The sequence below is a fragment of the Ruegeria sp. BB7 genome (genome assembly GCF_056539365.1).
This window is the reverse complement of the sequence record NZ_JBQFUV010000001.1, coordinates 93,744-113,837: the sequence shown is the minus strand read 5'-3', so window position 1 is coordinate 113,837 and position 20,094 is coordinate 93,744. Positions and strand designations below refer to the sequence as shown.

24 protein-coding genes and 1 other RNA gene are annotated in these 20,094 nt (G+C 54.9%); 14 read left to right on the top strand and 11 right to left on the bottom strand.

What is annotated here, in order from left to right; genetic code table 11:
• The first annotated feature begins 44 nt into the window (after positions 1-44).
• From ACR0D7_RS00615 to ACR0D7_RS00600, 4 genes are all read left to right on the top strand, one after another.
• On the top strand, positions 45-797 hold the full coding sequence (locus ACR0D7_RS00615; protein ID WP_170381221.1) for a cytochrome c biogenesis CcdA family protein: 753 nt from the start codon (positions 45-47) through the stop codon (positions 795-797).
• Between the two features lie 63 nt (positions 798-860).
• On the top strand, positions 861-2,075 hold the full coding sequence (locus tag ACR0D7_RS00610) for a hypothetical protein (RefSeq protein ID WP_480677303.1): 1,215 nt from the start codon (positions 861-863) through the stop codon (positions 2,073-2,075).
• Complete coding sequence (locus ACR0D7_RS00605) at positions 2,072-3,421, top strand: cytochrome P450 (protein WP_480677302.1); 1,350 nt, start codon at positions 2,072-2,074, stop codon at positions 3,419-3,421. The genes ACR0D7_RS00610 and ACR0D7_RS00605 overlap by 4 nt, the downstream gene beginning before the upstream one ends.
• Positions 3,422-3,494: 73 nt before the next feature.
• Positions 3,495-4,376 carry a fructose bisphosphate aldolase gene (locus tag ACR0D7_RS00600; protein ID WP_480677301.1) on the top strand — a complete coding sequence of 294 codons (882 nt, stop codon included), beginning with the start codon at positions 3,495-3,497 and terminating at the stop codon, positions 4,374-4,376.
• Between the two features lie 6 nt (positions 4,377-4,382).
• On the opposite strand, the gene ACR0D7_RS00595 is transcribed toward ACR0D7_RS00600, so the two are convergent.
• The 4 genes from ACR0D7_RS00595 to fumC all read right to left on the bottom strand — a co-directional run bounded on the left by ACR0D7_RS00595 (position 4,383) and on the right by fumC (position 6,831).
• Positions 4,383-4,985, bottom strand: coding sequence for a DNA-3-methyladenine glycosylase I (locus ACR0D7_RS00595; protein ID WP_480677300.1), 603 nt, complete (start codon positions 4,983-4,985; stop codon positions 4,383-4,385).
• Between the two features lie 63 nt (positions 4,986-5,048).
• Positions 5,049-5,264: a ribbon-helix-helix domain-containing protein gene (locus tag ACR0D7_RS00590; protein WP_480677299.1), complete on the bottom strand. Its 216-nt coding sequence runs from the start codon at positions 5,262-5,264 to the stop codon at positions 5,049-5,051.
• Complete coding sequence (locus ACR0D7_RS00585; protein ID WP_170381215.1) at positions 5,261-5,437, bottom strand: DUF4169 family protein; 177 nt, start codon at positions 5,435-5,437, stop codon at positions 5,261-5,263. Before ACR0D7_RS00585 ends, ACR0D7_RS00590 begins: the two co-directional genes overlap by 4 nt.
• The gene (gene fumC, locus ACR0D7_RS00580) at positions 5,437-6,831 is read right to left on the bottom strand and encodes a class II fumarate hydratase (RefSeq protein ID WP_480677298.1); all 1,395 of its coding nucleotides are present in this window, start codon (positions 6,829-6,831) and stop codon (positions 5,437-5,439) included. The genes ACR0D7_RS00585 and fumC overlap by 1 nt, the downstream gene beginning before the upstream one ends.
• A gap of 204 nt (positions 6,832-7,035) precedes the next feature.
• Here fumC and ACR0D7_RS00575 point away from each other — a divergent pair, with 204 nt between their 5' ends.
• A complete protein-coding gene (locus ACR0D7_RS00575; protein ID WP_480677297.1) occupies positions 7,036-7,590 on the top strand; it encodes a hypothetical protein in 555 nt (184 codons plus the stop codon).
• A 22-nt stretch (positions 7,591-7,612) separates the two neighbouring features.
• On the opposite strand, the gene ACR0D7_RS00570 is transcribed toward ACR0D7_RS00575, so the two are convergent.
• The 7 genes from ACR0D7_RS00570 to ACR0D7_RS00540 form a co-directional block, all read right to left on the bottom strand.
• The gene (locus ACR0D7_RS00570) at positions 7,613-8,071 is read right to left on the bottom strand and encodes an SspB family protein (protein WP_480677296.1); all 459 of its coding nucleotides are present in this window, start codon (positions 8,069-8,071) and stop codon (positions 7,613-7,615) included.
• Between the two features lie 75 nt (positions 8,072-8,146).
• On the bottom strand, positions 8,147-9,400 hold the full coding sequence (gene chrA / locus ACR0D7_RS00565; protein WP_480677295.1) for a chromate efflux transporter: 1,254 nt from the start codon (positions 9,398-9,400) through the stop codon (positions 8,147-8,149).
• Positions 9,397-10,212, bottom strand: a complete 816-nt coding sequence (locus tag ACR0D7_RS00560; RefSeq protein WP_480677294.1) for a chromate resistance protein ChrB domain-containing protein — start codon at positions 10,210-10,212, stop codon at positions 9,397-9,399. Before ACR0D7_RS00560 ends, chrA begins: the two co-directional genes overlap by 4 nt.
• Before the next feature lie 128 nt (positions 10,213-10,340).
• Positions 10,341-10,772 (bottom strand): ester cyclase, encoded by a 432-nt coding sequence (locus tag ACR0D7_RS00555; protein ID WP_480677293.1) that lies wholly within the window; start codon positions 10,770-10,772, stop codon positions 10,341-10,343.
• Positions 10,773-10,869: 97 nt separating this feature from the next.
• Positions 10,870-11,217, bottom strand: a transfer-messenger RNA (tmRNA) gene (gene ssrA, locus ACR0D7_RS00550).
• Between the two features lie 36 nt (positions 11,218-11,253).
• The gene (locus tag ACR0D7_RS00545; protein ID WP_480677292.1) at positions 11,254-11,616 is read right to left on the bottom strand and encodes a DUF4345 family protein; all 363 of its coding nucleotides are present in this window, start codon (positions 11,614-11,616) and stop codon (positions 11,254-11,256) included.
• A gap of 10 nt (positions 11,617-11,626) precedes the next feature.
• Complete coding sequence (locus ACR0D7_RS00540; protein WP_170570157.1) at positions 11,627-12,358, bottom strand: FadR/GntR family transcriptional regulator; 732 nt, start codon at positions 12,356-12,358, stop codon at positions 11,627-11,629.
• A 112-nt stretch (positions 12,359-12,470) separates the two neighbouring features.
• Between ACR0D7_RS00540 and ACR0D7_RS00535 the strand changes: the two genes are divergently transcribed.
• The 9 genes from ACR0D7_RS00535 to dxr all read left to right on the top strand — a co-directional run bounded on the left by ACR0D7_RS00535 (position 12,471) and on the right by dxr (position 20,093).
• A complete protein-coding gene (locus tag ACR0D7_RS00535) occupies positions 12,471-13,235 on the top strand; it encodes a DUF2182 domain-containing protein (protein WP_480677995.1) in 765 nt (254 codons plus the stop codon).
• A gap of 4 nt (positions 13,236-13,239) precedes the next feature.
• Positions 13,240-13,944 carry a DUF1326 domain-containing protein gene (locus tag ACR0D7_RS00530; RefSeq protein WP_480677291.1) on the top strand — a complete coding sequence of 235 codons (705 nt, stop codon included), beginning with the start codon at positions 13,240-13,242 and terminating at the stop codon, positions 13,942-13,944.
• Entirely contained in the window at positions 13,944-14,450 is a 507-nt protein-coding gene (locus tag ACR0D7_RS00525) for a DinB family protein (RefSeq protein WP_480677290.1), read from the top strand. Before ACR0D7_RS00530 ends, ACR0D7_RS00525 begins: the two co-directional genes overlap by 1 nt.
• Complete coding sequence (locus ACR0D7_RS00520; RefSeq protein WP_480677289.1) at positions 14,451-15,554, top strand: dimethylsulfoniopropionate demethylase; 1,104 nt, start codon at positions 14,451-14,453, stop codon at positions 15,552-15,554.
• A gap of 102 nt (positions 15,555-15,656) precedes the next feature.
• Positions 15,657-16,652 carry an acryloyl-CoA reductase gene (gene acuI / locus ACR0D7_RS00515; RefSeq protein ID WP_480677288.1) on the top strand — a complete coding sequence of 332 codons (996 nt, stop codon included), beginning with the start codon at positions 15,657-15,659 and terminating at the stop codon, positions 16,650-16,652.
• 186 nt (positions 16,653-16,838) lie between these two features.
• Complete coding sequence (gene frr / locus ACR0D7_RS00510) at positions 16,839-17,402, top strand: ribosome recycling factor (RefSeq protein ID WP_170381203.1); 564 nt, start codon at positions 16,839-16,841, stop codon at positions 17,400-17,402.
• Positions 17,403-17,410: 8 nt separating this feature from the next.
• Positions 17,411-18,142 carry an isoprenyl transferase gene (locus ACR0D7_RS00505; RefSeq protein ID WP_480677287.1) on the top strand — a complete coding sequence of 244 codons (732 nt, stop codon included), beginning with the start codon at positions 17,411-17,413 and terminating at the stop codon, positions 18,140-18,142.
• Positions 18,139-18,921 carry a phosphatidate cytidylyltransferase gene (locus ACR0D7_RS00500; RefSeq protein WP_480677286.1) on the top strand — a complete coding sequence of 261 codons (783 nt, stop codon included), beginning with the start codon at positions 18,139-18,141 and terminating at the stop codon, positions 18,919-18,921. The genes ACR0D7_RS00505 and ACR0D7_RS00500 overlap by 4 nt, the downstream gene beginning before the upstream one ends.
• On the top strand, positions 18,921-20,093 hold the full coding sequence (gene dxr, locus ACR0D7_RS00495; protein ID WP_480677285.1) for a 1-deoxy-D-xylulose-5-phosphate reductoisomerase: 1,173 nt from the start codon (positions 18,921-18,923) through the stop codon (positions 20,091-20,093). Before ACR0D7_RS00500 ends, dxr begins: the two co-directional genes overlap by 1 nt.
• Position 20,094: the final 1 nt, after the last annotated feature.

The window sequence follows — 20,094 nt, the reverse complement described above, 5'->3', positions numbered from 1 at the left end:
TTGGCCTCGTGACGTGGCCAGTGTGATACCATATGTGCTGAACTATGTTTGGAATTGACATCATAGACGCGGGCCTGCTGCCTGCCATGTTCATCGCGATGCTGGGTGGATTGATCAGCTTTCTGTCGCCCTGTGTGTTGCCTATCGTTCCGCCATATCTGGCGTATATGAGCGGCGTGACGATCAACGAAATGCAGGACGAGGCGCAGGCGCGGCGCAAGGCTACGCTTTCTGCGCTGTTTTTCGTTTTGGGTTTGTCGACGGTGTTCCTGTTGTTGGGGTTTACGGCCTCGGCCTTTGGGGCGTTTGTGCTGCAAAATCAGGTGTTGTTTGCCAAACTTTCTGGCGCGGTTGTTATTGTCTTTGGTCTGCACTTTCTGAACGTGTTCCGCATTCCGTTTCTGGACCGTGAGGCGCGGATTGAAACCGGAGATTCTGGCGGTTCGGTTTTTGGCGCCTATATTCTGGGCCTGGCCTTTGCCTTCGGCTGGACGCCATGCATAGGTCCGCAACTGGGCGCGATCCTGTCGCTGGCCGCATCAGAGGCTTCGGTGGCGCGGGGCACCCTGTTGCTTGGTGTCTATGCGGCTGGTCTGGGTATTCCATTCCTGCTGGCTGCAATGTTCCTGAACCGGTCGATGAAGGTGATGAACCGGATCAAGCCCCATATGGGCACAATCGAGAAGGTCATGGGCGGTCTGCTGTTGTTCGTCGGTATCATGCTGATCACCGGCCTTTTCACCGAATTCAGCTGGTGGCTGCTTGAGACATTCCCGGCACTGGCCAATTTCGGGTGATGTGTTGATCTGACTTACCTTGACGGTCAGGCTGCGTTAACCTGCGCCGCAGAAGGTAAGGCCATGAGCAGTCACACAAAACAGCCGCAGGTGCGAAGGCGTCGGGTATTTTATATTCCCGGCTATGATCCGATTCATCCGCGCCGCTATCGCGAGTTGTACCGTAAGGAAGGCCGGGCACAGGCAAATATCTCGGGCTATGAGATCGCCATTTCCAGTAAGTCGGGTGATGGGCCGTATGGTTGGCGCGTTCAATCCCGTCAGGATGGCATGGACGTCGAGACGGAATTCGACGTTTTAGTTTGGTCGGATATCGTTCGTGATAGCATGTCGAACACAATCCTCGGGACTTATGTGCAACTAGTAAGGACCGCATGGGCTTACATCGGGTCTGGTGCCCTATGGCGTATGATGAGTTTGCGAAAGGGGCCGGTAATTGCGGCGCTTTACCCAGTAAGTATGCTGGGTTTGCAGCTTCTTTTGGCTCTAGCGGCTGCGTGGGTGCTGACTGAGTTAATCTGGCCGTTTGCCGGGTATTTGGCGCTGATACCAGCCATTCTGGCTGCATGCGCCATTCTGCGCTGGTTTCGGACAATCGATAACCGCCTGTTCGTTTACTACCTGATGCATGACTACGCCTATTCGGCGGTTCAAAAGGGTGCCGTTCCGGTCGAGTTGAGTGGAAGGCTGAAAGAATTCACTGAGAGTATACGAACTGCCCTTGAGAGCGATGCGGACGAAGTGCTGGTGATAGGTCATTCCTCAGGTGCACATCTTGGCGTAATGGTATTGGCAGATCTGATACGCGCCCAAGACAATCTCTCGGATCAGCCAAAGTTGTCCTTCCTGACATTAGGGCAGGTGATGCCGATGGTCTCATTCTTGCCCGATGCGCAGAGGCTTCGCACTGATCTGAAATTCCTTTCGATCCAAGATGATCTCACTTGGATTGATGTTTCCGCGCCGGGCGACGGTTGCGCATTTGCGCTGTGTGATCCGGTTGGTGTCAGTGGTGTTGCGACAGAACGGAAACGCTGGCCTTTGGTGCTATCTGCGGCGTTCACGCAAACCCTGTCGCCGGACCGATGGCAAGAACTGCGCTGGAGGTTTTTTCGTCTGCATTTCCAATATCTCTGCGCGTTTGATCGTCCGGGTGACTACGATTATTTCCGCATTACGGCAGGGCCGATGACTTTGGGGCAAAGGTTCAATGGGCGCTTGCCATCAAAGTCTCGCATCGACGTGCCGGTTTCAAAATACAGATCGGTCCATCCATGAAGCCGCCAAAACCAACGCCCCGTCCAGATAAGGTGTCGCTGTGGCGCTATCTAAAACTGTTCCGCAAGGATCTGCTGTCGGCGCAGCCACAGCGGCTGTACCGGGCCTGGATGGCTGAGTTTCGCACGCCGTTCTTCCGATCCTTTATGATCAACCAGCCCGAGCTTGTGGATACAGTTCTCAAGAAGCGGCCGGATGACTTTCCAAAGTCTGGGCGTATTAGCGAGGGTTTGCGCCCTTTACTGGGGGGGGCAGTCTTTCTGACAAACGGTGAGACCTGGAAACGGCAGCGGCGTATTGTCGACCCAGCCTTCGAAGGGGGCAGGTTGAAGGACACCTTTCCCGCCATGTTGCAGGCCGCAGAGGCGTGTGTCGAAAGGGTGCGAGGGCAAGCGGGTACGGTGGTCGAATGCGAAGAACTCACCAGCCATGCCGCAGCGGACGTGATCTTCAGGACGTTGTTCTCGGTTCCGATCGAGCATGAAGTTGCCGCGCAGGTGTTCGAAAAATTCCGAGCCTATCAGCGGCAACAGCCCTTGTTGAACCTGGCAGCGTTTGTTCCTGTGCCGCGCTGGATGCCTAGAATGCATGCGCGCAATACGCGAAGGAACGCGCGGGATATCCGGCAATTGATCAAACGCCTGACAGCAGAGCGTGCTGAGCTGATTGCGGCGGGTCAGGCTCCGGATGATCTGGCTACGAAAATTATGACCACTCCTGATCCGGAAACCGGGCGCTGTTTTGATACACGGGAAATGGTGGACCAAGTGGCCATTTTCTTTCTGGCCGGGCATGAAACAAGCGCGTCGGCACTTGCCTGGACGTTGTATTTGATGGCTTTGTTTCCCGACTGGCAGGACAAGCTATGTGCCGAGGCAGAGATTCTGGAGAACCCAAGTTTCACCGCCATGTCCAAACTTAAACTCAGCCGGGATGTGTTCCGCGAAGCGCTGCGTCTCTATCCTCCGGTGCCGATGATGGTGCGCGAGGCGGCCTGCCCGGAACAGTTTCGCGGCAGAGAGATTCCCAAGGGCGCGCAAATCGTCATTAGCCCTTGGCACCTGCATCGGCAGGAAAGGCTGTGGGAAAGGCCTGATGATTTTGACCCAACACGTTGGGGCACTGAGAATGGAAAAAACTGTCAGCGTCACGCCTATATCCCGTTCTCGGCTGGGCCCCGCGTGTGTACCGGGGCCGGGTTTGCGATGATTGAGGGGCCTTTGCTGCTGTCGATGCTGTTGCGACACTTTCGGTTTGAATTGGTCGAAGGACAAACGCCGGTGCCAGTCGCACATCTGACTGTGCGATCGAAAGATGGAATTTGGTTGCGCGTGGTTGAGCGCTAACAACCTACCATCACCCGCCGCCTTGCTGTATGCGGTTGAAAAATGCGGAATCATTGGTGAACAGGAAAATCTTATGTCCAAAGCAGAACAGCGCGAGCAGATGTCCAACGGCGCGGGCTTCATTGCAGCCCTGGATCAAAGCGGCGGGTCGACGCCCAAGGCGCTGGCTCTTTATGGCGTAGAAGCCTCTGACTACGGTTCGGACGAAGAGATGTTTGGCGAAATCCAGAAAATGCGCGCGCGCATCATTCTGGCCAATGACTTCACCAAGAACAAAGTGATTGGTGCCATCCTGTTCGAACGCACTCTTAGCGAAGAAATAGATGGCCGCAAGGTCGCGGATTACCTTTGGTTGCAGAAAGGGATCGTACCTTTCCTGAAGATCGACAAAGGTCTGGAAGATCAAGCCAACGGTGTTCAGATGATGAAGCCGATCCCTGGTCTGGCTGACACCTTGGCAAAAGCCGATGGTGTTTTCGGTACCAAAGAGCGTTCGGTGATTCATGAGGCCAATGCCGAAGGTATCGCAGCCGTGGTGGCCCAGCAGTTCGACGTCGCTCGTGAAGTTGTGGCCGCCGGCATGGTTCCGATTGTCGAACCCGAAGTGAACATCAACTCTGCAACCAAGGCCGAAGCCGAGGATATCCTAAAGGTCGAAATCCTGAAAAACCTCGACCAACTGGATGAGGGGCAGGACATCATGTTGAAGTTGACCATCCCAACTCAGGCGAACCTGTTCGATGAGCTGGCTGATCACCCGCGTGTTGTTCGTGTTGTGGCGTTGTCCGGTGGCTATTCGACCGAGCAGGCATGTGATCTGCTAAGCCAGAACGGCAAGATGATTGCATCTTTCTCGCGTGCGCTGACTGAGGGCCTGTCCAAGCAGCAATCGGATGCCGAGTTTAACGCTGCTCTTGGTGGTAACATCGAAAAAATCTTCCGCGCCTCGATATAAGAGGCGCTATTGGGGTTTGGTGAATTCGCGGCGCAACTGCGCCGCTTTTTCGCGCATTGCGCATCCGACCGCGTGGTCATTCACCAAACCCATCGCCTGCATAAATGCAAATACGGTTGTTGGTCCGACGAACTTCCAACCTCGTTTCTTCAGATCCTTCGACACTGCAATAGACTCGGCTGAGGTCGACGCGGTTTGCGGTTCGGGCGGGGTTTCGGCCTCGTACCGCCAGACGTATGCTGCCAGAGACCCTTCGGCTTCAACAAGCTCCCTCGCGCGACAGGCGTTATTGATGACCGCTTCGATTTTGCCGCGATGACGAATGATGCCCGAATCTTGCAATAACCTCTCTACATCGGCTTCATCAAACGTTGCTACAGCTTTGAAATCAAACTGCTTAAAAGCTTTGCGGAAATTCTCTCGCTTGGCCAGTATTGTTCGCCAACTGAGGCCAGACTGAAAACTTTCCAAGCAAAGTTTTTCAAACAGACGTTGATCATCGCCGACCGGATAACCCCATTCCTTGTCGTGGTAGTCAAAGAATTCCGGGGCAGCTTGACACCACGCGCAGCGCGGCTGGCCATCGGGGCCGGGAACAGTCTGGCTCATGGGTGTACCCTTTTTGTTCTTCTGCAGCATAGGCCCATAAAAGCGATGCTGGCAAGGGGGATGTTAGGAACGGTACCAGTTCAGAATAAAAACACGAATAGCCGATGCCAGACCGATCTCAGGATCACGATTAACGTCAATATCCGCCGCCAAGGCATTGATCGGAGTATTTTTTTCCTTGGCAATTTCTCGAAAAGCCTGCCAGAATTCATCCTCAAGTGAAACCGAGGTGCGATGACCTTTCAGGGTCAAAGAGCGTTTGGCGGGACGACCAGTCATTCATCCAACTCGTGATTGTCTAACTCTCGGCGCTGTTTTTCCTGTTCGAGCCGATTTTCGTTTTTCTCGGCCTTACTACGTCCGAATTTGACTGCGTTCTGGTCAGCGCGGGCCTTCTTCTGAGCCCGCGCTTTTTCTTTTCTGTACCGGTTCAGGTTGACCGGCTTGCCCATCAGTCTTTTGGGCCGATCATCTGCTCGGGGCGGACGACAGCGTCAAACGTTTCTTCGTCCACAAAGCCCAGCGCGATGGCCTCTTCCTTGAGGGTGGTACCGTTCTTATGGGCGGTTTTGGCAACTGTTGTGGCGTTGTCATAACCGATGGTGGGCGCCAGTGCGGTGACCAACATCAGCGATTCCTTCATCAGTTTGTCGATGCGAGCCTCGTTTGCCTTGATGCCCAGCAACATCCGCTCGGTGAAGCTGTCGGTGGCGTCGCCCAGCAATTGGATCGATTGAAGCAGGTTGTAGGACATCATCGGGTTGTAAACGTTCAGCTCAAAATGGCCTTGTGACCCGGCAAAGTTCATGGCGGCGTTATTGCCCATAACATGGGCTGCAACCTGAGTCAGAGCTTCGGCTTGGGTCGGGTTGACCTTGCCCGGCATGATTGACGAGCCGGGTTCATTTTCCGGCAGGATCAGTTCGCCAAGTCCCGAACGAGGACCCGAACCCAGGAAACGGATGTCGTTGGCAATCTTGTAGCAGCTGCCCGCAATGGTGGCCAATGCACCCGACAGGAACACCATGGCGTCATGAGCGGCCAGAGCCTCGAACTTGTTCGGCGCAGTGACGAAGGGAAGACCGGTGATTTCAGCCATGTTTGCGGCAACAGCCTCGCCCCAGCCATGCTGGGTATTCAGGCCAGTACCCACGGCGGTACCACCCTGTGCCAGCTCATAGATTCCCGGCATAGCTGCCTGCACCCGCGCGATACCCTGACGGATTTGATGCGCATAACCCGAAAATTCCTGACCCAGAGTCAGAGGTGTGGCATCCTGAGTGTGTGTCCGGCCAATTTTGATGATGTCCTTGAACTCTTCGGACTTCTGCTCGAGCGCGGCAGCGAGTTTTTCAAGACCAGGCAGTAATACGTCACGAACGCTCATGGCCGTGGCGATGTGCATTGCCGTTGGGAAAGTGTCGTTCGAAGACTGAGCCATGTTGCAGTGATCGTTGGGGTGAACCGGATCCTTGGAACCGATGACGCCGCCCAGGATTTCAATTGCGCGGTTTGCGATGACCTCGTTGGAATTCATGTTGGACTGCGTGCCCGATCCAGTTTGCCAGACCACCAGCGGGAAATTGTCGTCAAACTTGCCCTCGAACACTTCGCCAGCAGCTTGAATAACCGCATCAGCGATCTTTTCGTCCAGTTTGCCAGTTGCTTTGTTCTGCATGGCGCAGGCTTTTTTGATCACGCCCAGTGCGCGCACGATGGCAACGGGCTGCTTCTCCCACCCGATGGGGAAGTTCATGATCGAGCGCTGCGTTTGAGCACCCCAATACTTGTCAGAAGGAACCTCCAACGGGCCAAAGCTGTCGGATTCGGTGCGGGTCTGAGACATCTGTCACTCCGTCGTGTATACAATTGCATGCCGTTTACCCACAACAGTGTTTGGGTGCAATCGGCCAGTTGCGCGCACCATAAACTTAAGCCTGCCAGAGGTATAGGCAGAAGGGTCAAGGAAATTTGTTGGAAAACACATTGTGCGTGCGTGCGGCTGAGCTACAATAAATGGATCACTACATCGGAGGCTCAGGTGGGTACAATGTTTCGAACTTTTCACCTGAAATCTATCGCTTATTTATTGGCTGTATTGTTTTGGGCCATGGCGGCCAGTCTTCCGGCCCATGCTGCGGATATCTCGGTATTTGTTGGTGACTATGTGGGATCTGCAAACGTTGTAGATGATGACGGAACCGAAACGCCGCGAGACATGAGCGTATCTATCGAAGAGTCGAAGCACGGCTTTAATGTCAGTTGGACGACCACGACCTACAAGGCTGATGGCCGTATCAAAGAGCAAAAGTTTTCGGTTGATTTCAAAGAGTCGAACCGCCCCGATGTCTTTTCCGCGGCCATGAAAAGAAATGTCTTTGGCCATGAGGTCCCATTGGATCCGATGCAGGGGGAACCTTTTGTTTGGGGGCGGATCGAAGGCGATACTCTGACCGTTTTCTCGCTGTTTATTGATGAGACCGGCGACTATGAGCTTCAGCAATACGACCGTACACTTGCAGAGGGCGGTCTTGATCTTTCATTTTCAAGGTTCCGAAATGGCAAGAAGTCGCGTTCAGTCGAGACATTCCTAAAAAGGAATTAAACCTGACGTTGGTTTCAACGCGTCATTTTCGGAAACTGTCCAATGATACGACCTCGGCATCTTGTTGATCGGGCTCTTCCTCGACTTCGATTGATTCCTCGATGATGGGTTCGAACTCTTCCTCATCCTCTGGGCTTTCGAAGCGCAACCCGAACTCGACCGACGGGTCTACGAAAGTTTTGATCGCAGAGTAGGGGATATATAACGGCTCGGGCGCATCGCCAAAGTTAAGTGTAATCGCAAAACCGGTGTCGCTAACCTCTAGATTCTCGAACCAGTGCTGCATGACGATGGTCATTTCTTCGGGGTACCGCTCACGTAACCAATCGGCCAGTTTGACACCGTCCTGACGGGTATCAAATGTGATAAAGAAATGATGTGAGCCGGGCAGGCCATTTTCTGAAACGCTGGTTAAAACCGTTTTGATGAGCCCCCGCATCGCGGTGTGCATCAGGTTTCCATAATCGATGTCTTGCGACATGTGTCATCCTCAAAAGTGATTTCCTCAGCATAAGGGATTTCGGCGGAAACGAAAGACCGGGAATGTGAGGATTGTTTAAAGAAAATGTAGTCCTGTTCCTATAGCGGCCATCATCAGTAGCGTGGTCGCCATCCCAAATTTGAACTTAAAAATCAATAGCCCTGCTAACAGTGTTAGGGCTACCGCCGCAGGATTCAGGCTGCTTGGTTCGGGCAGGGGAATGGTCACTGGTCCCCACGATTTCTCTGGTATATCACGAAAAAGGACATTCAGACTGAACCAAACAGACAAGTTGAGAATCACACCGACTACGGCAGCGGTGATTCCGTGCAAAGCAGCCGATAATTTTGGCCGGGTGGCCAGTTGGTCCAGGTAAGGCGCAGCTAGGAATATCCAAAGAAAGCAGGGGACAAAAGTTGCCCATAGCGCGACCAAACCAGCAGCAATAGCCAGCGGCGCGCCACCGCTGATTTGCCCGGTCAACATGGCAACGAACTGGGTCACCAGTATCAAGGGGCCGGGTGTCGTTTCCGCCAGCCCCAGCGCGTCGATCATTTGGTCGGTGCTGACCCATTGGTACTTATCCACGACGGTCTGGGTCATGTAGGCCAAAACGGCGTAGGCTCCGCCAAAAGCAACAACTGCCAGGCGTGCAAAGAACCAACCTAGGTCGCTCAGCAGTTTTTGCCCGGTTACGGTAAGCAGCAGAAGCGGGCCCAACCATAGCGTTAGCCACACCGCAGCAGTGCGGAAATAGTTCGTTACTTTGGGGGACGGTTCAGCTTTAAAGTCCTTAGCCCCACCGTCAAACGTGACATACCCCCAGATGGCGGCAGCCAAAATGATCAATGGGAATGGCATGTTGAAGGCGAAAATTGCCAAGAAACCCAAACCGGCAATTGCGTGGTGATGCGTGTCTGTCAGCGCCTTGCGGGACAGATTTCTAAGAGCTTGCAGAACGATGACAATCACCGTTGCCTTCACTCCCAAAAAACCAGCTTGCACGATTGGAAGGTTTCCGAAAGCCGCGTAAAGCCCAACCAGAGCGGCGATGACGCAGGCTCCGGGCAAGACAAACAAGGTACCAGCGATTAACCCTCCGGAGACGCCTCGTAATCGCCAGCCAGCGTAGGTGGCCAGTTGCATCGCCTCAGGCCCCGGCAATAGCATGCATAACGATAGGGCCCGCAAATAAGTTTGTTCATCCAGCCACGGGCGCCGTTCCACAAGTTCTTGATGCATTAATGAAATCTGTGCCGCTGGCCCTCCGAATGAGAGGAGGCCGATGCGGCCGAACACGCGAATAAGCTCGGCAACCGATGGGGTCATGGCTTTCGATCCGTGGGCCAATCGTGCTGTTCATCGAAGCCATCGCGGGCCCAACGGTACATCGCATCATACAGGTGCAGACCAGCCTCAAGGTTTTGGTGGTCATCGCGATATTGCCGCGACAGGCCAACAGAGATCGCAAGCAGCCCGGCGGCCTCGGGGGCAAGATCGTGGCGGTTTGTGTCTGCGGCGCGAACGACCGTGGCCAGACGGTCCAGGGCGGGTGTGTGTAGCTGAAATTCGTCCAGCATGATGTCAAAGGTACAGCGATCTTGCCTGTGGGACCAAAACGTATCCGGTACATCAAATGGCACCGCATCAAAGATGGAGGCGGTGGCTTCAACCTCGGACGGGGAAACGAACAAGAACTGCGCGTCAGGGTCTACAAAACGTCGGATCAGCCAGGGGCAGGCGATCCGGTCGATCTTTGGCCGGTGACGTGTGACCCAGACGGACCGGCCATCGCCGCGCCTCGGGGCGGCAGAGGCTGGAAACCGCGGTGCGTCCGGCGTATCCCGCCATCCATACATCCCGCCCTCAAGATATTCCGCCGCACAGCCGGTGCTGCGCAGCCACGAGACGAGACCTTGGCTGAGCTTCTTGCCTTTCTGGCAGATGATGATGGCCGCTCGGTCTCCGATACGATCGGCAATGCCATTTATGTCCTCGGCACTATGGCGAACTGAGCCGGGGATCAGAAAAGGATCAGCCTCAAAGTCGGCTTCCAAGCATATATCGACCAATGCCGGAGCTTGCGGCGTTCCAATCAAGCGCAGTAGCTGTTTTGGAGTGATTGAGTTGGGCGCAGGCATAGCATGTCTCCTGTTTTAAGCGGATACATGCGAAACTTGGGCTGGCGCCTCACGGGGCGTTCGCAATATTACCCCATGTGCTTTGCTTACGGCCAAGCACCACGAGGGTCAAGCTTACGTTAATGGGCTTACGACCAATCCAGTCGCTGACCGGTCATGCAGACGGGCAAAGTGTCTTGCGGAAACTGTCCAAGCTGTTCGAAAAGCGAAATAAAATCGAATTGGTTGTATGCTTCGACCATGCGACCTTCCTTGATCCGGGCGAAAACACTGCCAGTAGCCTGCAAGGGCGCACCGTTATCTGCCCGCGTTGTACTGACATGCAGGATTGCAGACACCCAGTCACCATTTTCAATGATCTTCGGTATTTCGACCTTGATGTCCCCCAGAACATGCCGAAAGGCCATAACCAGATCACGGAAATCATCTGCTCCGACCTGCATTTCGGGGATCAGACCCTCTGCCATCGTGTCGGAGGCAAAATATTGGTCTATTGCGTCCAGGTTTCCGTTTTCCCAGACCTCGGAATACCATCCTCTCACCAGATCTGCATGTGACATCCCGGCTCTCCTTTTTCTGTTGAAGTCAGCCTGAGACGAAAAGGTGAAAAAAACCTGAATATGTACAAGTTTAGGGGAAACAGCAGACATATAAGGAAGTGCAGGTTTCTGTTGCCAGGTACCTGCGAACCCCGCCTTACGCGGCTAGGCGCAAGGGCTTAAGTTTCGGTCTTGTTACTGCTTACGCAGCAACTGCAACCGGAGCACGATTGTCGTTTGCAATTGTACTAGTTTCGCCGATAACGGTGGCAGACAGCCGAGACAAAGCTAACCCCTTTAGACGTTCGTCGATCCTATTTCGGCCCCAGAATCCTCAAACGAAGGATGGTTGGTGGAGCCGCCGGGTACCGCCCCCGGGTCCGATCCGCTTATTACGAGCGCGTTTATGTCCATAGTCCCGAAGGACATACCCTATATAGGTGAGGGGACGCGTGGATGCAAACCGGGATTTTTGTGAAGCGTTATACAGAAAAACAAAGACTTATGAGGCTCTGTTTAAGTTTGCCAATATCAACCAAAGCGCCAGAGCCAACTCGATTCCTCCGAACGTTATCGCTTTTACTAGCGGCGGGTTGTCTAAAAAAACCGAGACAAAGCGGCCAAGGGCAGCACCGGCGTACACAACGCCCAGCATGGCGTAGGCCATTGGGTTGTTCAGCCACAACACAACAGCGCCGGTTACAACGAACAGACCACCAACCGAGGCGCGCATTTCGCTAAGGCCCATATTGCTGTCAGTTGGGGCCAGGTCCAGCGAGGCGGCGGTAAATGCCGGGGCCAGAAACCCAAACAGGCCGAAGCCAATGGTAAGAATTGCCGAGATAACGTTTAGCGCTGTTGTCATGCTTCCCTCGTCACGCGGGTTTGCGGCGCTGTTGTGCCACGTCACAGGCCAGTTTCCGTGTGTAATTTTCAAGTTCTACCAGTGTCGTATCTACTTTGTCGGCGTCTCGGGCTTCTAGCGCGTCGGCGATCTGGTTATGCAGGGCGATGATCTCTTCGCGGGATCGCGCGGTAAAAGTGATCATGTTCATAAGAGGCTGCATGGCTTCAACTGCTCCGGCGAGTTGATAGGACAGCACCGGGTTGCCTGCGCCATCGACCAGAGCTCGGTGAAAGGCCACATCAGAGGCGCAGAACGCCTCATCTGTCAGTCCGGGCTGCGCCTGACGGAAGATCTCGGCCCGCATAGTGGCCAGTTGATCTGCCGTTCGGCGTTGCGCCGACAGGGGCGCACAGGCGCGTTCCAGCGCAAAGCGAGCCTCGCACGCCGTATCGAAACTGACTGCATTCATCGATAGCAGCAGGGTCGAGGTGGTAACTTGCTGCGCATAGGCGTCCTCAAAACTGATGCGGTTGACGAATGCACCACCGCTTGCGCCGCGCTGGGTGCGGATCAATGACTGAGCAGCAAGGCGCTTCAGGGCTTCGCGTACTGTTGGCCTGGAAACCTGGAACTGGTCAGACAACTCTGCTTCGGACGGTAAACGTTCGTCGACGATCAATTCGCCGGAGATGATGGCGCTTCGAATGGCCTGCGCGATCTGCGCAGACAAATCGGCAGGTTTTTGGGGATCGATTTTCATATTTCGGGGTCGCCTGAGAAAAATTATTTGTCTGACATTTAAAAGTCTGACATTTGAAAAGCAAGGACTGAGTCGGGAGGGACACGTGAGTCGCGCAGTTCTACGCAGCGGAATGTGGCTGGGGTTTTATATCCTTATCCTGTGGGCATGGTGGATGATGTTCTCCATGAGCCGCAGTATGGATCTGGACTGGATCGGCCGCCCAGGTCCAATGGGGCAGGCCATGGCTGCCATGGATCCCCGCATGGACATGTATATGCCGATGGCCGAATTCAGTCCGCTGTTCTGGATGTGGGCAATCATGATGGCTGCCATGATGCTGCCGACTCTGGTGCCGACACTGCGCAGCTATGACGACCTGATCCGCAGTGCAAACGGTACTCGGGTAGGGTGGATCGGTGTGTTGGCCGGGTATTTCCTTGTCTGGGTCGGGTTTGCCGCGTTGATCACCGGGGTTCAGTTGAGTTTGCTGTTCGGTGGCGTCGTTGACATGCTGGGCATCGCCAAATCCGCGTGGTTCGCCGGTGGCCTGATGATCGCCGTCGGTGCATTCCAGTTCACCCGCGCTAAGGAAGTCTGCCACGGGGTTTGTCACGCCCCGATGACCTATTTTCTGGGCCATTGGAAGACCGGCTTCATTGGCGGTTTGCGTATGGGCCTAGGGCTCGGCGCGTTTTGCGTTGGCTGCTGCTGGGGCTTCATGGCACTTGGTTTTGTCGGCGGAGTTATGAGCCTTCTTTGGATGGGCCTCGCTACGCTGTTTATGGTTCTCGAAAAGCTGCCTCAGATTGGTCACACGGTGACTCGACCAATGGGGTTTGCTCTTATTGCAGGGGGTCTGGTCCTCCTGATCTACCCCTTTACGTTTGGAGGATAAGTATATGGCAAAAAATAGAAAACCTGAGGCAGATAGGCTGCCGATCAGCCAGCGCATCGACAGCCGTATGCCCAACCCCAAACGCCGTGAGATGAGCCCGACAGATTGGGCCATCAAGGGAGAGTTAATCCTCAACTGCTCTTGCGACGTGTTCTGCCCCTGTGTGGTGTCACTGGGTGCGCATCCTCCGACCGAGGGGCATTGTCACGCGTGGATGGGTGTCATCATCGACGAAGGCCATTATGAGGGCGAGGACTTATCGGGCCTGAATGTTGGTCTGTTGGTCGATATTCCCGGTCGCATGGGTGAGGGGCAATGGAAAGTCGCCGCCTATGTAGACGAACGCGCCAGCGGCAAAGCCTACAACGGAGTGTTGCAAATATTCAGCGGGCAGGCAGGTGGCACAACCGGCCTGTTCACCATGTTGGTCAGTGAGATCATTGGGGCCGAACGGGCTCCGGTTCAGATTGAGCGGGACGGTAATAAGCGCCGTATCGTAATTGGTCGCAAGATTCAGGGTGAGATTGAGATGTTGGCGGGCAAGGATCCCGAGCATCCGGTTATGGTGTCGAATTCAAAGTACTGGATGGGACCGGATATCATTGTGGCGCGTGGGACGAAATCCAAAGTTCGTGATTATGGACGGGTTTGGGATTTCAGCGGCAAGTCGGCCGAGATATGCCCAATCGATTGGCATGGACCCAAGTGATGATCATAGGTGCCTATGCGCAAGAGATGGCAAGATATAACCGCTGGCAAAACAAGCAGTTATCGGGTTTTCTGCAAGAGCTTTCCTTGGAGGATCTGACCAAAGAGCGTGGCGCGTTTTTCGGCTCGATCATGGGCACGGCTAATCATTTGCTGTGGGGAAGCTGGATTTGGGTCTCGCGCTTTGACAAAGGTGAAGGTCCGGGCGGTGGAATTCCCGAGAGTGTCTCTCTGTGTGCCGATCTGGCCGAATGGGGGCCTCTGTGTGAACAGATCGACAACCGGATATTAAAGTGGGCCGGATCACTGAGTGACGCACCGCTGACCGGCGAATTTACTTGGTTCTCAGCCGCGAAAGAAGCTGATGTTACATTGCCGTACGCACGGTGCCTGATCCACATGTTTAACCACCAAACCCATCATCGCGGGCAGTTGCACCAAATGCTGACCGAAACAGGTTCAGCCGCTCCGGTCAGTGATCTGGTGTTTATGCCTCAGGAGGTTTGAATGCCGCAAATTTCGTTTTCTCGCAGACTGCGTCGTACTCCGTTCTCGGAGGGGGTCGAAGCTGCAGGCGTCAAAGGATATACGGTGTATAACCGTATGTTATTACCTACGGTTTTCGAAAGTGTTGAGGCCGACTATCGACATCTGAAAAGCCATGTTCAGGTTTGGGATGTATCATGTGAGCGTCAGGTCGAACTGCGAGGGCCTGATGCGGCCAAGCTGATGCAGATGCTAACACCGCGCGATCTGCGTGGGATGCTGCCCGGGCAATGCTTCTATGTGCCTATCGTTGATGAAACCGGAGGAATGTTGAATGACCCGGTGGCGGTAAAACTCTCAGATGATTGTTGGTGGATATCGATCGCCGACAGCGACTTGTTGCTATGGGTGAAGGGTATCGCGAACGGATACCGACTGGATGTGCTGGTGGACGAACCAGACGTGTCACCATTGGCCGTTCAGGGACCAAAGGCTGATGATCTGATGGCGCGTGTTTTTGGCGATCGGGTTCGCGACATTCGGTTCTTCAAGTTCGATATGTTCGAATTCGAAGGTCGCGATTTGGCGGTGGCGCGATCCGGTTATTCCAAGCAGGGAGGTTTCGAGATTTATGTTGAAGGTTCCGAGATCGGAATGCCGCTGTGGAATGCTTTGTTTACCGCGGGTGAGGACCTGCAAGTGCGCGCAGGGTGTCCCAATCTAATCGAACGCATTGAAGGCGGACTGCTGTCGTATGGCAATGACATGACCGACGACAACACGCCGCATGAATGTGGCCTGGGCAAGTTCTGCAACACGCATACAGCCATTGGCTGCATTGGCAGAGACGCTTTGTTGCGAGTGGCCAAGGAAGGACCAGTCCAACAAATCCGACCGATTGCGATTGATGGTGAAGCCGTGCCGCCTTGTGACCGTCCTTGGCCAGTGTTTGCCAATGGCAAACGTGTGGGTCAGGTGACGTCGGCGGCTTGGTCTCCGGATTTTCAAACGAATGTGTCCATAGGCATGATACGGCTGAGCCATTGGGACGCCGGTACTGCCGTGGAAGTCGAAGCGCCGGACGGTATGCGCCGCGCAACAGTACAGGAACGATTTTGGATTTGAGAGCGGTAGGGGGCTTTGCCCCCGTCGCTTTGCGACTCCCCCGAAATATTTTTAGCCAGGTGAAGAACGGGGCCTGGGATAAAGGAAACGAAAGGAAATCACATGTTCAATGCGTTGGTCATGGAAAAGGATGAAGAGAGCGGGCTGGCGACCCCCTCGTTCAAGCAACTTTCGGTGGATGATCTACCGAATGGCGAAGTGACCGTGGCGGTCGAATATTCAACAGTGAACTACAAAGATGGTCTGTGTCTGTCCCCAAAAGGTGGCGGGCTGGTGAGGAATTTCCCCCATGTGCCGGGTATTGACTATGCTGGGACGGTCGAGACGTCGTCGGATGACCGATATAAACCGGGGGATAAGGTGGTTCTGACCGGTTGGCGCGTAGGTGAAGCGCATTGGGGTGGATATTCGCAAAAAGCTAGTGCTTTGGCGGACTGGCTTGTACCGTTGCCCGATGGTTTGGATGCGCGGCAGGCGATGGCGGTTGGGACAGCTGGGTTTACGGCCATGCTTGCGGTCATGGCGCTTGAGGACCATGGGATGAAAACAGATCACGGCCCGGTTTTGGTGACCGGAGCTGCGGGCGGTGTAGGTTCGGTAGCCACAGCTATTCTCGCCAATCTGGGGTATGAAGTCGCGGCCGTGACAGGGCGGCCAGAAGCTGGTGATTACCTGAAATCTCTGGGTGCCAGCACAATCGTTCCTCGGGAGGAACTGAACGAGACCACCAAGCGCCCGTTGGAAAGCGAGACATGGGCCGGGTGCGTTGATGCTGTTGGCGGAGAGATGCTGGCACGCGTGCTGGGGCAAATGAAATACGGTGCTTCGGTAGCTGCGGTTGGGCTTGCCGGTGGTGCAGGCTTGCCTGCCACGGTCATTCCCTTCCTGCTGCGTGGGGTTAACTTGTTGGGCATCGACAGCGTTATGCAACCTTATGACAACCGGGTAAGGGCCTGGCAGCGTATCGCTACTGACCTGCCGATGGACAAGCTTGAAGCGATGGTGCAACCGGCAAACCTGAGTGACTTGCCACAATTGGGTGCGGATATCCTGAAAGGTCAAGTCAAGGGGCGCGTTGTCGTCGACGTAAACGCCTGATCTTTTTAAGTTGCTATGAGGTCGGTTGGCATACGTGCCAACCGAACTATTTGCCTTGGAAACATCCCGAAAATGCCGGAAACACCTCTGGTCATTGGCGCAATTCCGCATCATCATTGCTATACATCCCAATTGCGATGGCTTAATAGCCATGCAAACAGTACCTGAAGACGGGGAGTGAGCAGCATGTCTGACGATTTCGAACTGGATACCGACGATCTGAAACGGCGCATGGAAGGCGCCATGGCCAACCTCAGAACCGAATTTGCCTCGCTTCGGACCGGGCGGGCTTCGGCTTCGATGCTGGAACCAATTATGGTGGATGCTTATGGTTCCATGACCCCGATTAATCAGGTGGGAACGGTCAACGTGCCGGAACCTCGTATGGTTACAGTCAATGTCTGGGACAAGGGTCTGGTAGGCAAGGTTGAGAAAGCTATTCGCGAAAGCGGTTTGGGCATCAACCCACAGCTGAACGGCACAATCATCATGCTGCCGATCCCGGAATTGAATGAAGAACGTCGCCGCGAATTGGGCAAGGTCGCCGGGCAATACGCCGAACATGCCCGCGTCTCGATCCGGAATGTGCGTCGTGACGGGATGGATCAGATCAAAAAGGCCAAGGCGGACGGTATCTCTGAGGATGACCAGAAGTTCTGGGAAGCCGAGGTTCAGGACCTGACGGATGAGATGATCAAATCCGTGGATGCCGCGCTTGAAACCAAGCAGGCTGAGATCATGCAGGTCTGACCCGGATTATGCTAAACTCCCCTAATACTGCGCCCGAACAAGGGCCGCGCCATGTTGCAATTATCATGGACGGTAACGGTCGGTGGGCGCAGGCGCGCGGTCGGCCTAGGCTGTTCGGTCATCATGCCGGTGCGCGGCGGGTGCGCGAAGTGGTTGAGGCCTGCCCGAAGCTTGGGGTCAAATACCTTACGGTTTTTGCGTTCTCTACCGAGAATTGGAAACGAACGCAGGCTGAGGTGGCAGGGCTGATGAGCCTGTTTCGGCGGTATATCACCAAGGAAACCCGAACCCTGAAGGAAAACGGGATACGCGTGCGCTTCATCGGTGACCGCGTGCGTCTGGATTCCAAGCTCACGGCCCTTATGGATACGCTGGAAGAGGAAACCAAAAACAACGATCTGGTTCACCTTACGGTCGCTCTGAACTATGGCGGTCGGGACGAGGTTGCCCGCGCTACCAAACGTCTTGCACGAGATGTGGCCGAAGGTCGCTTGCGCGCCGAAGACGTGGATGAGGAAACCCTGCCCAAGTATCTGGATACGCACGTTCTTCCCGATCCTGATCTGGTCATCCGTACCAGTGGTGAGGCGCGCATTTCGAACTTCCTTCTTTGGCAGTCGGCCTATGCTGAGTACGAATTCATTGACACGCTTTGGCCTGACTTCACAGCGGCCGAACTGGAGCGGTTGTGCCGCAGCTATGGGTCGCGTGATCGCCGGTTCGGGGCAGTATCGGCATGAGCGACGGCAGATGGTCTGACCTGACTGCTCGGGTTCTGTCGGCGGGGGTTCTAGTCATAATTGGTTCGGTCGAGGTTTGGCTGGGCGGGTTGTGGTTCGAATCCTTCATTGCCATTGCGTGTGGTTTGATGACCTGGGAATTGGTGCGGATGATTGATCCGGACCGTTCCGGTGTGGCGATTCAGCTAGGTATTCTGACTGCCGTTGTGGTGTTGGCCAGTTATCACCTGCCTCCGCTCTTCAAGTTGCCGATCCTGCTGGCGCCGGCTTTGGTTGGGGCAGGGCAGATTGGTCGATCCAAAACGATATATGCGCTGTTCGCCATCTGGATCGCTGCGTCCGGTTTGGGCTTTATCTCAATTCGTGAAAACATGGGTTTTGGCTGGATGGTCTGGTTGATCTCGGTGGTGGTTGTGACCGATGTGGCCGGATACTTTGTTGGAAAAACCTTTGGAGGACCTAAGTTCTGGCCCAAGGTCAGTCCAAAGAAAACATGGTCTGGTACGGCCGGTGGCTGGGCTGCAGCCGGTCTTGTAGGGATTGTTTTCGCTGTCCACGCAGGTTTCGGTGTCATGTTTGTTCTGGTTTCGGTGCTTGCGTCCATGGCCAGCCAAGCCGGTGACATCTTGGAAAGTGCGGTCAAGCGAAAGTTTGGGGTTAAGGACAGCTCTAATCTGATACCGGGGCATGGTGGGTTTCTGGACCGGTTTGACGGAATGATGGGGGCGGCCCTGTTCGTACTGATCGCGGGGCTGATCTATGCCCCCGGAGGCATGTAATGCGCAAAGTTTCTGTGTTCGGTGCGACCGGTTCGGTTGGGCAGAACACCATTGATCTGATTGATCGCGACGCAACGGCTTATGACATAGTGGCACTGACTGGCGGTGCGAATATCGAAAAACTGGCCGAAGATGCCCGCCGACTGAATGCCGATATAGTGGTGACTGCGTATGACGACCGGCTTGATGACCTGCGCGCCGCACTGGCTGGTAGTGGTGTCGAGGCCGCCGCCGGTCAATCTGCGCTGACCGAGGCCGCTGCGCGACCGGCAGACTGGGTTATGTCCGCGATTGTCGGTGCTGCAGGGTTGCCACCTGGGCTTGAGGCGTTGAAGCAGGGCGCAACTTTGGCTTTGGCGAACAAGGAAACGCTGGTTTGCGCGGGCAAGTTGGTGATGGAAACAGCGCAGTCGCATGACGCCCGCCTGTTGCCGGTAGACAGCGAACATTCCGCTGTATTTCAGGCGCTGGTGGGCGAAGATATGGAGGCGGTCGAGCGGATCATCATCACCGCCAGCGGTGGCGCATTTCGCGACTGGCCGCTGAGTGATTTGGCAAATGCCACGGTCGAGCAAGCCTCAAACCACCCAAACTGGAACATGGGGCAGCGGATTACCATCGACAGTGCTTCTATGTTCAACAAGGCGTTAGAACTTATAGAAACAAAAGAATTCTTTGCGGTGTCTCCGGATCAAATAGAAGTGATCGTACACCCAGAATCCATTGTTCATTCACTGGTTGGGTTCAAGGATGGAGCGGTGATGGCCCATATGGGCGCGCCCGATATGCGTCATGCAATCGGTTACGCTCTGAACTGGCCGGAACGGCGGGATTTACCGGTCGAGCGTTTGAACCTTGCCAAATTGGGACAACTGCGATTTCACGAGCCGGACGAAGCACGCTATCCGGCCTTGCGGCTGGCGCGCAATGTGATGGAACGTGGCGGTTTGTCGGGCGCAGTTTTCAACGCCGCCAAAGAACGTGCGCTTGATCACTTTATCTCGCGTCGGATTGGCTTTCTTGAGATGGCCGATATTGTCGAAACCGTTCTGGACAGATTTGAGGCCACAGACAGCCTTCTTGATGCCCAGTTTGACCTTGATAACGTGCTGCAAACGGACCATTTGGCACGTAAGTGGGCCGATGAGGCCGTGACAAAGACAACAGGATAGA

Coding starts and splice junctions, on each gene's coding strand:
- ACR0D7_RS00615 (WP_170381221.1), top strand. CDS start 45: ATGTTTGGAATTGACATCATAGACGCGGGCCTGCTGCCTGCCATGTTC.
- ACR0D7_RS00610 (WP_480677303.1), top strand. CDS start 861: ATGAGCAGTCACACAAAACAGCCGCAGGTGCGAAGGCGTCGGGTATTT.
- ACR0D7_RS00605 (WP_480677302.1), top strand. CDS start 2,072: ATGAAGCCGCCAAAACCAACGCCCCGTCCAGATAAGGTGTCGCTGTGG.
- ACR0D7_RS00600 (WP_480677301.1), top strand. CDS start 3,495: ATGTCCAAAGCAGAACAGCGCGAGCAGATGTCCAACGGCGCGGGCTTC.
- ACR0D7_RS00595 (WP_480677300.1), bottom strand. CDS start 4,985: ATGAGCCAGACTGTTCCCGGCCCCGATGGCCAGCCGCGCTGCGCGTGG.
- ACR0D7_RS00590 (WP_480677299.1), bottom strand. CDS start 5,264: ATGACTGGTCGTCCCGCCAAACGCTCTTTGACCCTGAAAGGTCATCGC.
- ACR0D7_RS00585 (WP_170381215.1), bottom strand. CDS start 5,437: ATGGGCAAGCCGGTCAACCTGAACCGGTACAGAAAAGAAAAAGCGCGG.
- fumC (WP_480677298.1), bottom strand. CDS start 6,831: ATGTCTCAGACCCGCACCGAATCCGACAGCTTTGGCCCGTTGGAGGTT.
- ACR0D7_RS00575 (WP_480677297.1), top strand. CDS start 7,036: ATGTTTCGAACTTTTCACCTGAAATCTATCGCTTATTTATTGGCTGTA.
- ACR0D7_RS00570 (WP_480677296.1), bottom strand. CDS start 8,071: ATGTCGCAAGACATCGATTATGGAAACCTGATGCACACCGCGATGCGG.
- chrA (WP_480677295.1), bottom strand. CDS start 9,400: ATGACCCCATCGGTTGCCGAGCTTATTCGCGTGTTCGGCCGCATCGGC.
- ACR0D7_RS00560 (WP_480677294.1), bottom strand. CDS start 10,212: ATGCCTGCGCCCAACTCAATCACTCCAAAACAGCTACTGCGCTTGATT.
- ACR0D7_RS00555 (WP_480677293.1), bottom strand. CDS start 10,772: ATGTCACATGCAGATCTGGTGAGAGGATGGTATTCCGAGGTCTGGGAA.
- ACR0D7_RS00545 (WP_480677292.1), bottom strand. CDS start 11,616: ATGACAACAGCGCTAAACGTTATCTCGGCAATTCTTACCATTGGCTTC.
- ACR0D7_RS00540 (WP_170570157.1), bottom strand. CDS start 12,358: ATGAAAATCGATCCCCAAAAACCTGCCGATTTGTCTGCGCAGATCGCG.
- ACR0D7_RS00535 (WP_480677995.1), top strand. CDS start 12,471: ATGTGGCTGGGGTTTTATATCCTTATCCTGTGGGCATGGTGGATGATG.
- ACR0D7_RS00530 (WP_480677291.1), top strand. CDS start 13,240: ATGGCAAAAAATAGAAAACCTGAGGCAGATAGGCTGCCGATCAGCCAG.
- ACR0D7_RS00525 (WP_480677290.1), top strand. CDS start 13,944: ATGATCATAGGTGCCTATGCGCAAGAGATGGCAAGATATAACCGCTGG.
- ACR0D7_RS00520 (WP_480677289.1), top strand. CDS start 14,451: ATGCCGCAAATTTCGTTTTCTCGCAGACTGCGTCGTACTCCGTTCTCG.
- acuI (WP_480677288.1), top strand. CDS start 15,657: ATGTTCAATGCGTTGGTCATGGAAAAGGATGAAGAGAGCGGGCTGGCG.
- frr (WP_170381203.1), top strand. CDS start 16,839: ATGTCTGACGATTTCGAACTGGATACCGACGATCTGAAACGGCGCATG.
- ACR0D7_RS00505 (WP_480677287.1), top strand. CDS start 17,411: ATGCTAAACTCCCCTAATACTGCGCCCGAACAAGGGCCGCGCCATGTT.
- ACR0D7_RS00500 (WP_480677286.1), top strand. CDS start 18,139: ATGAGCGACGGCAGATGGTCTGACCTGACTGCTCGGGTTCTGTCGGCG.
- dxr (WP_480677285.1), top strand. CDS start 18,921: ATGCGCAAAGTTTCTGTGTTCGGTGCGACCGGTTCGGTTGGGCAGAAC.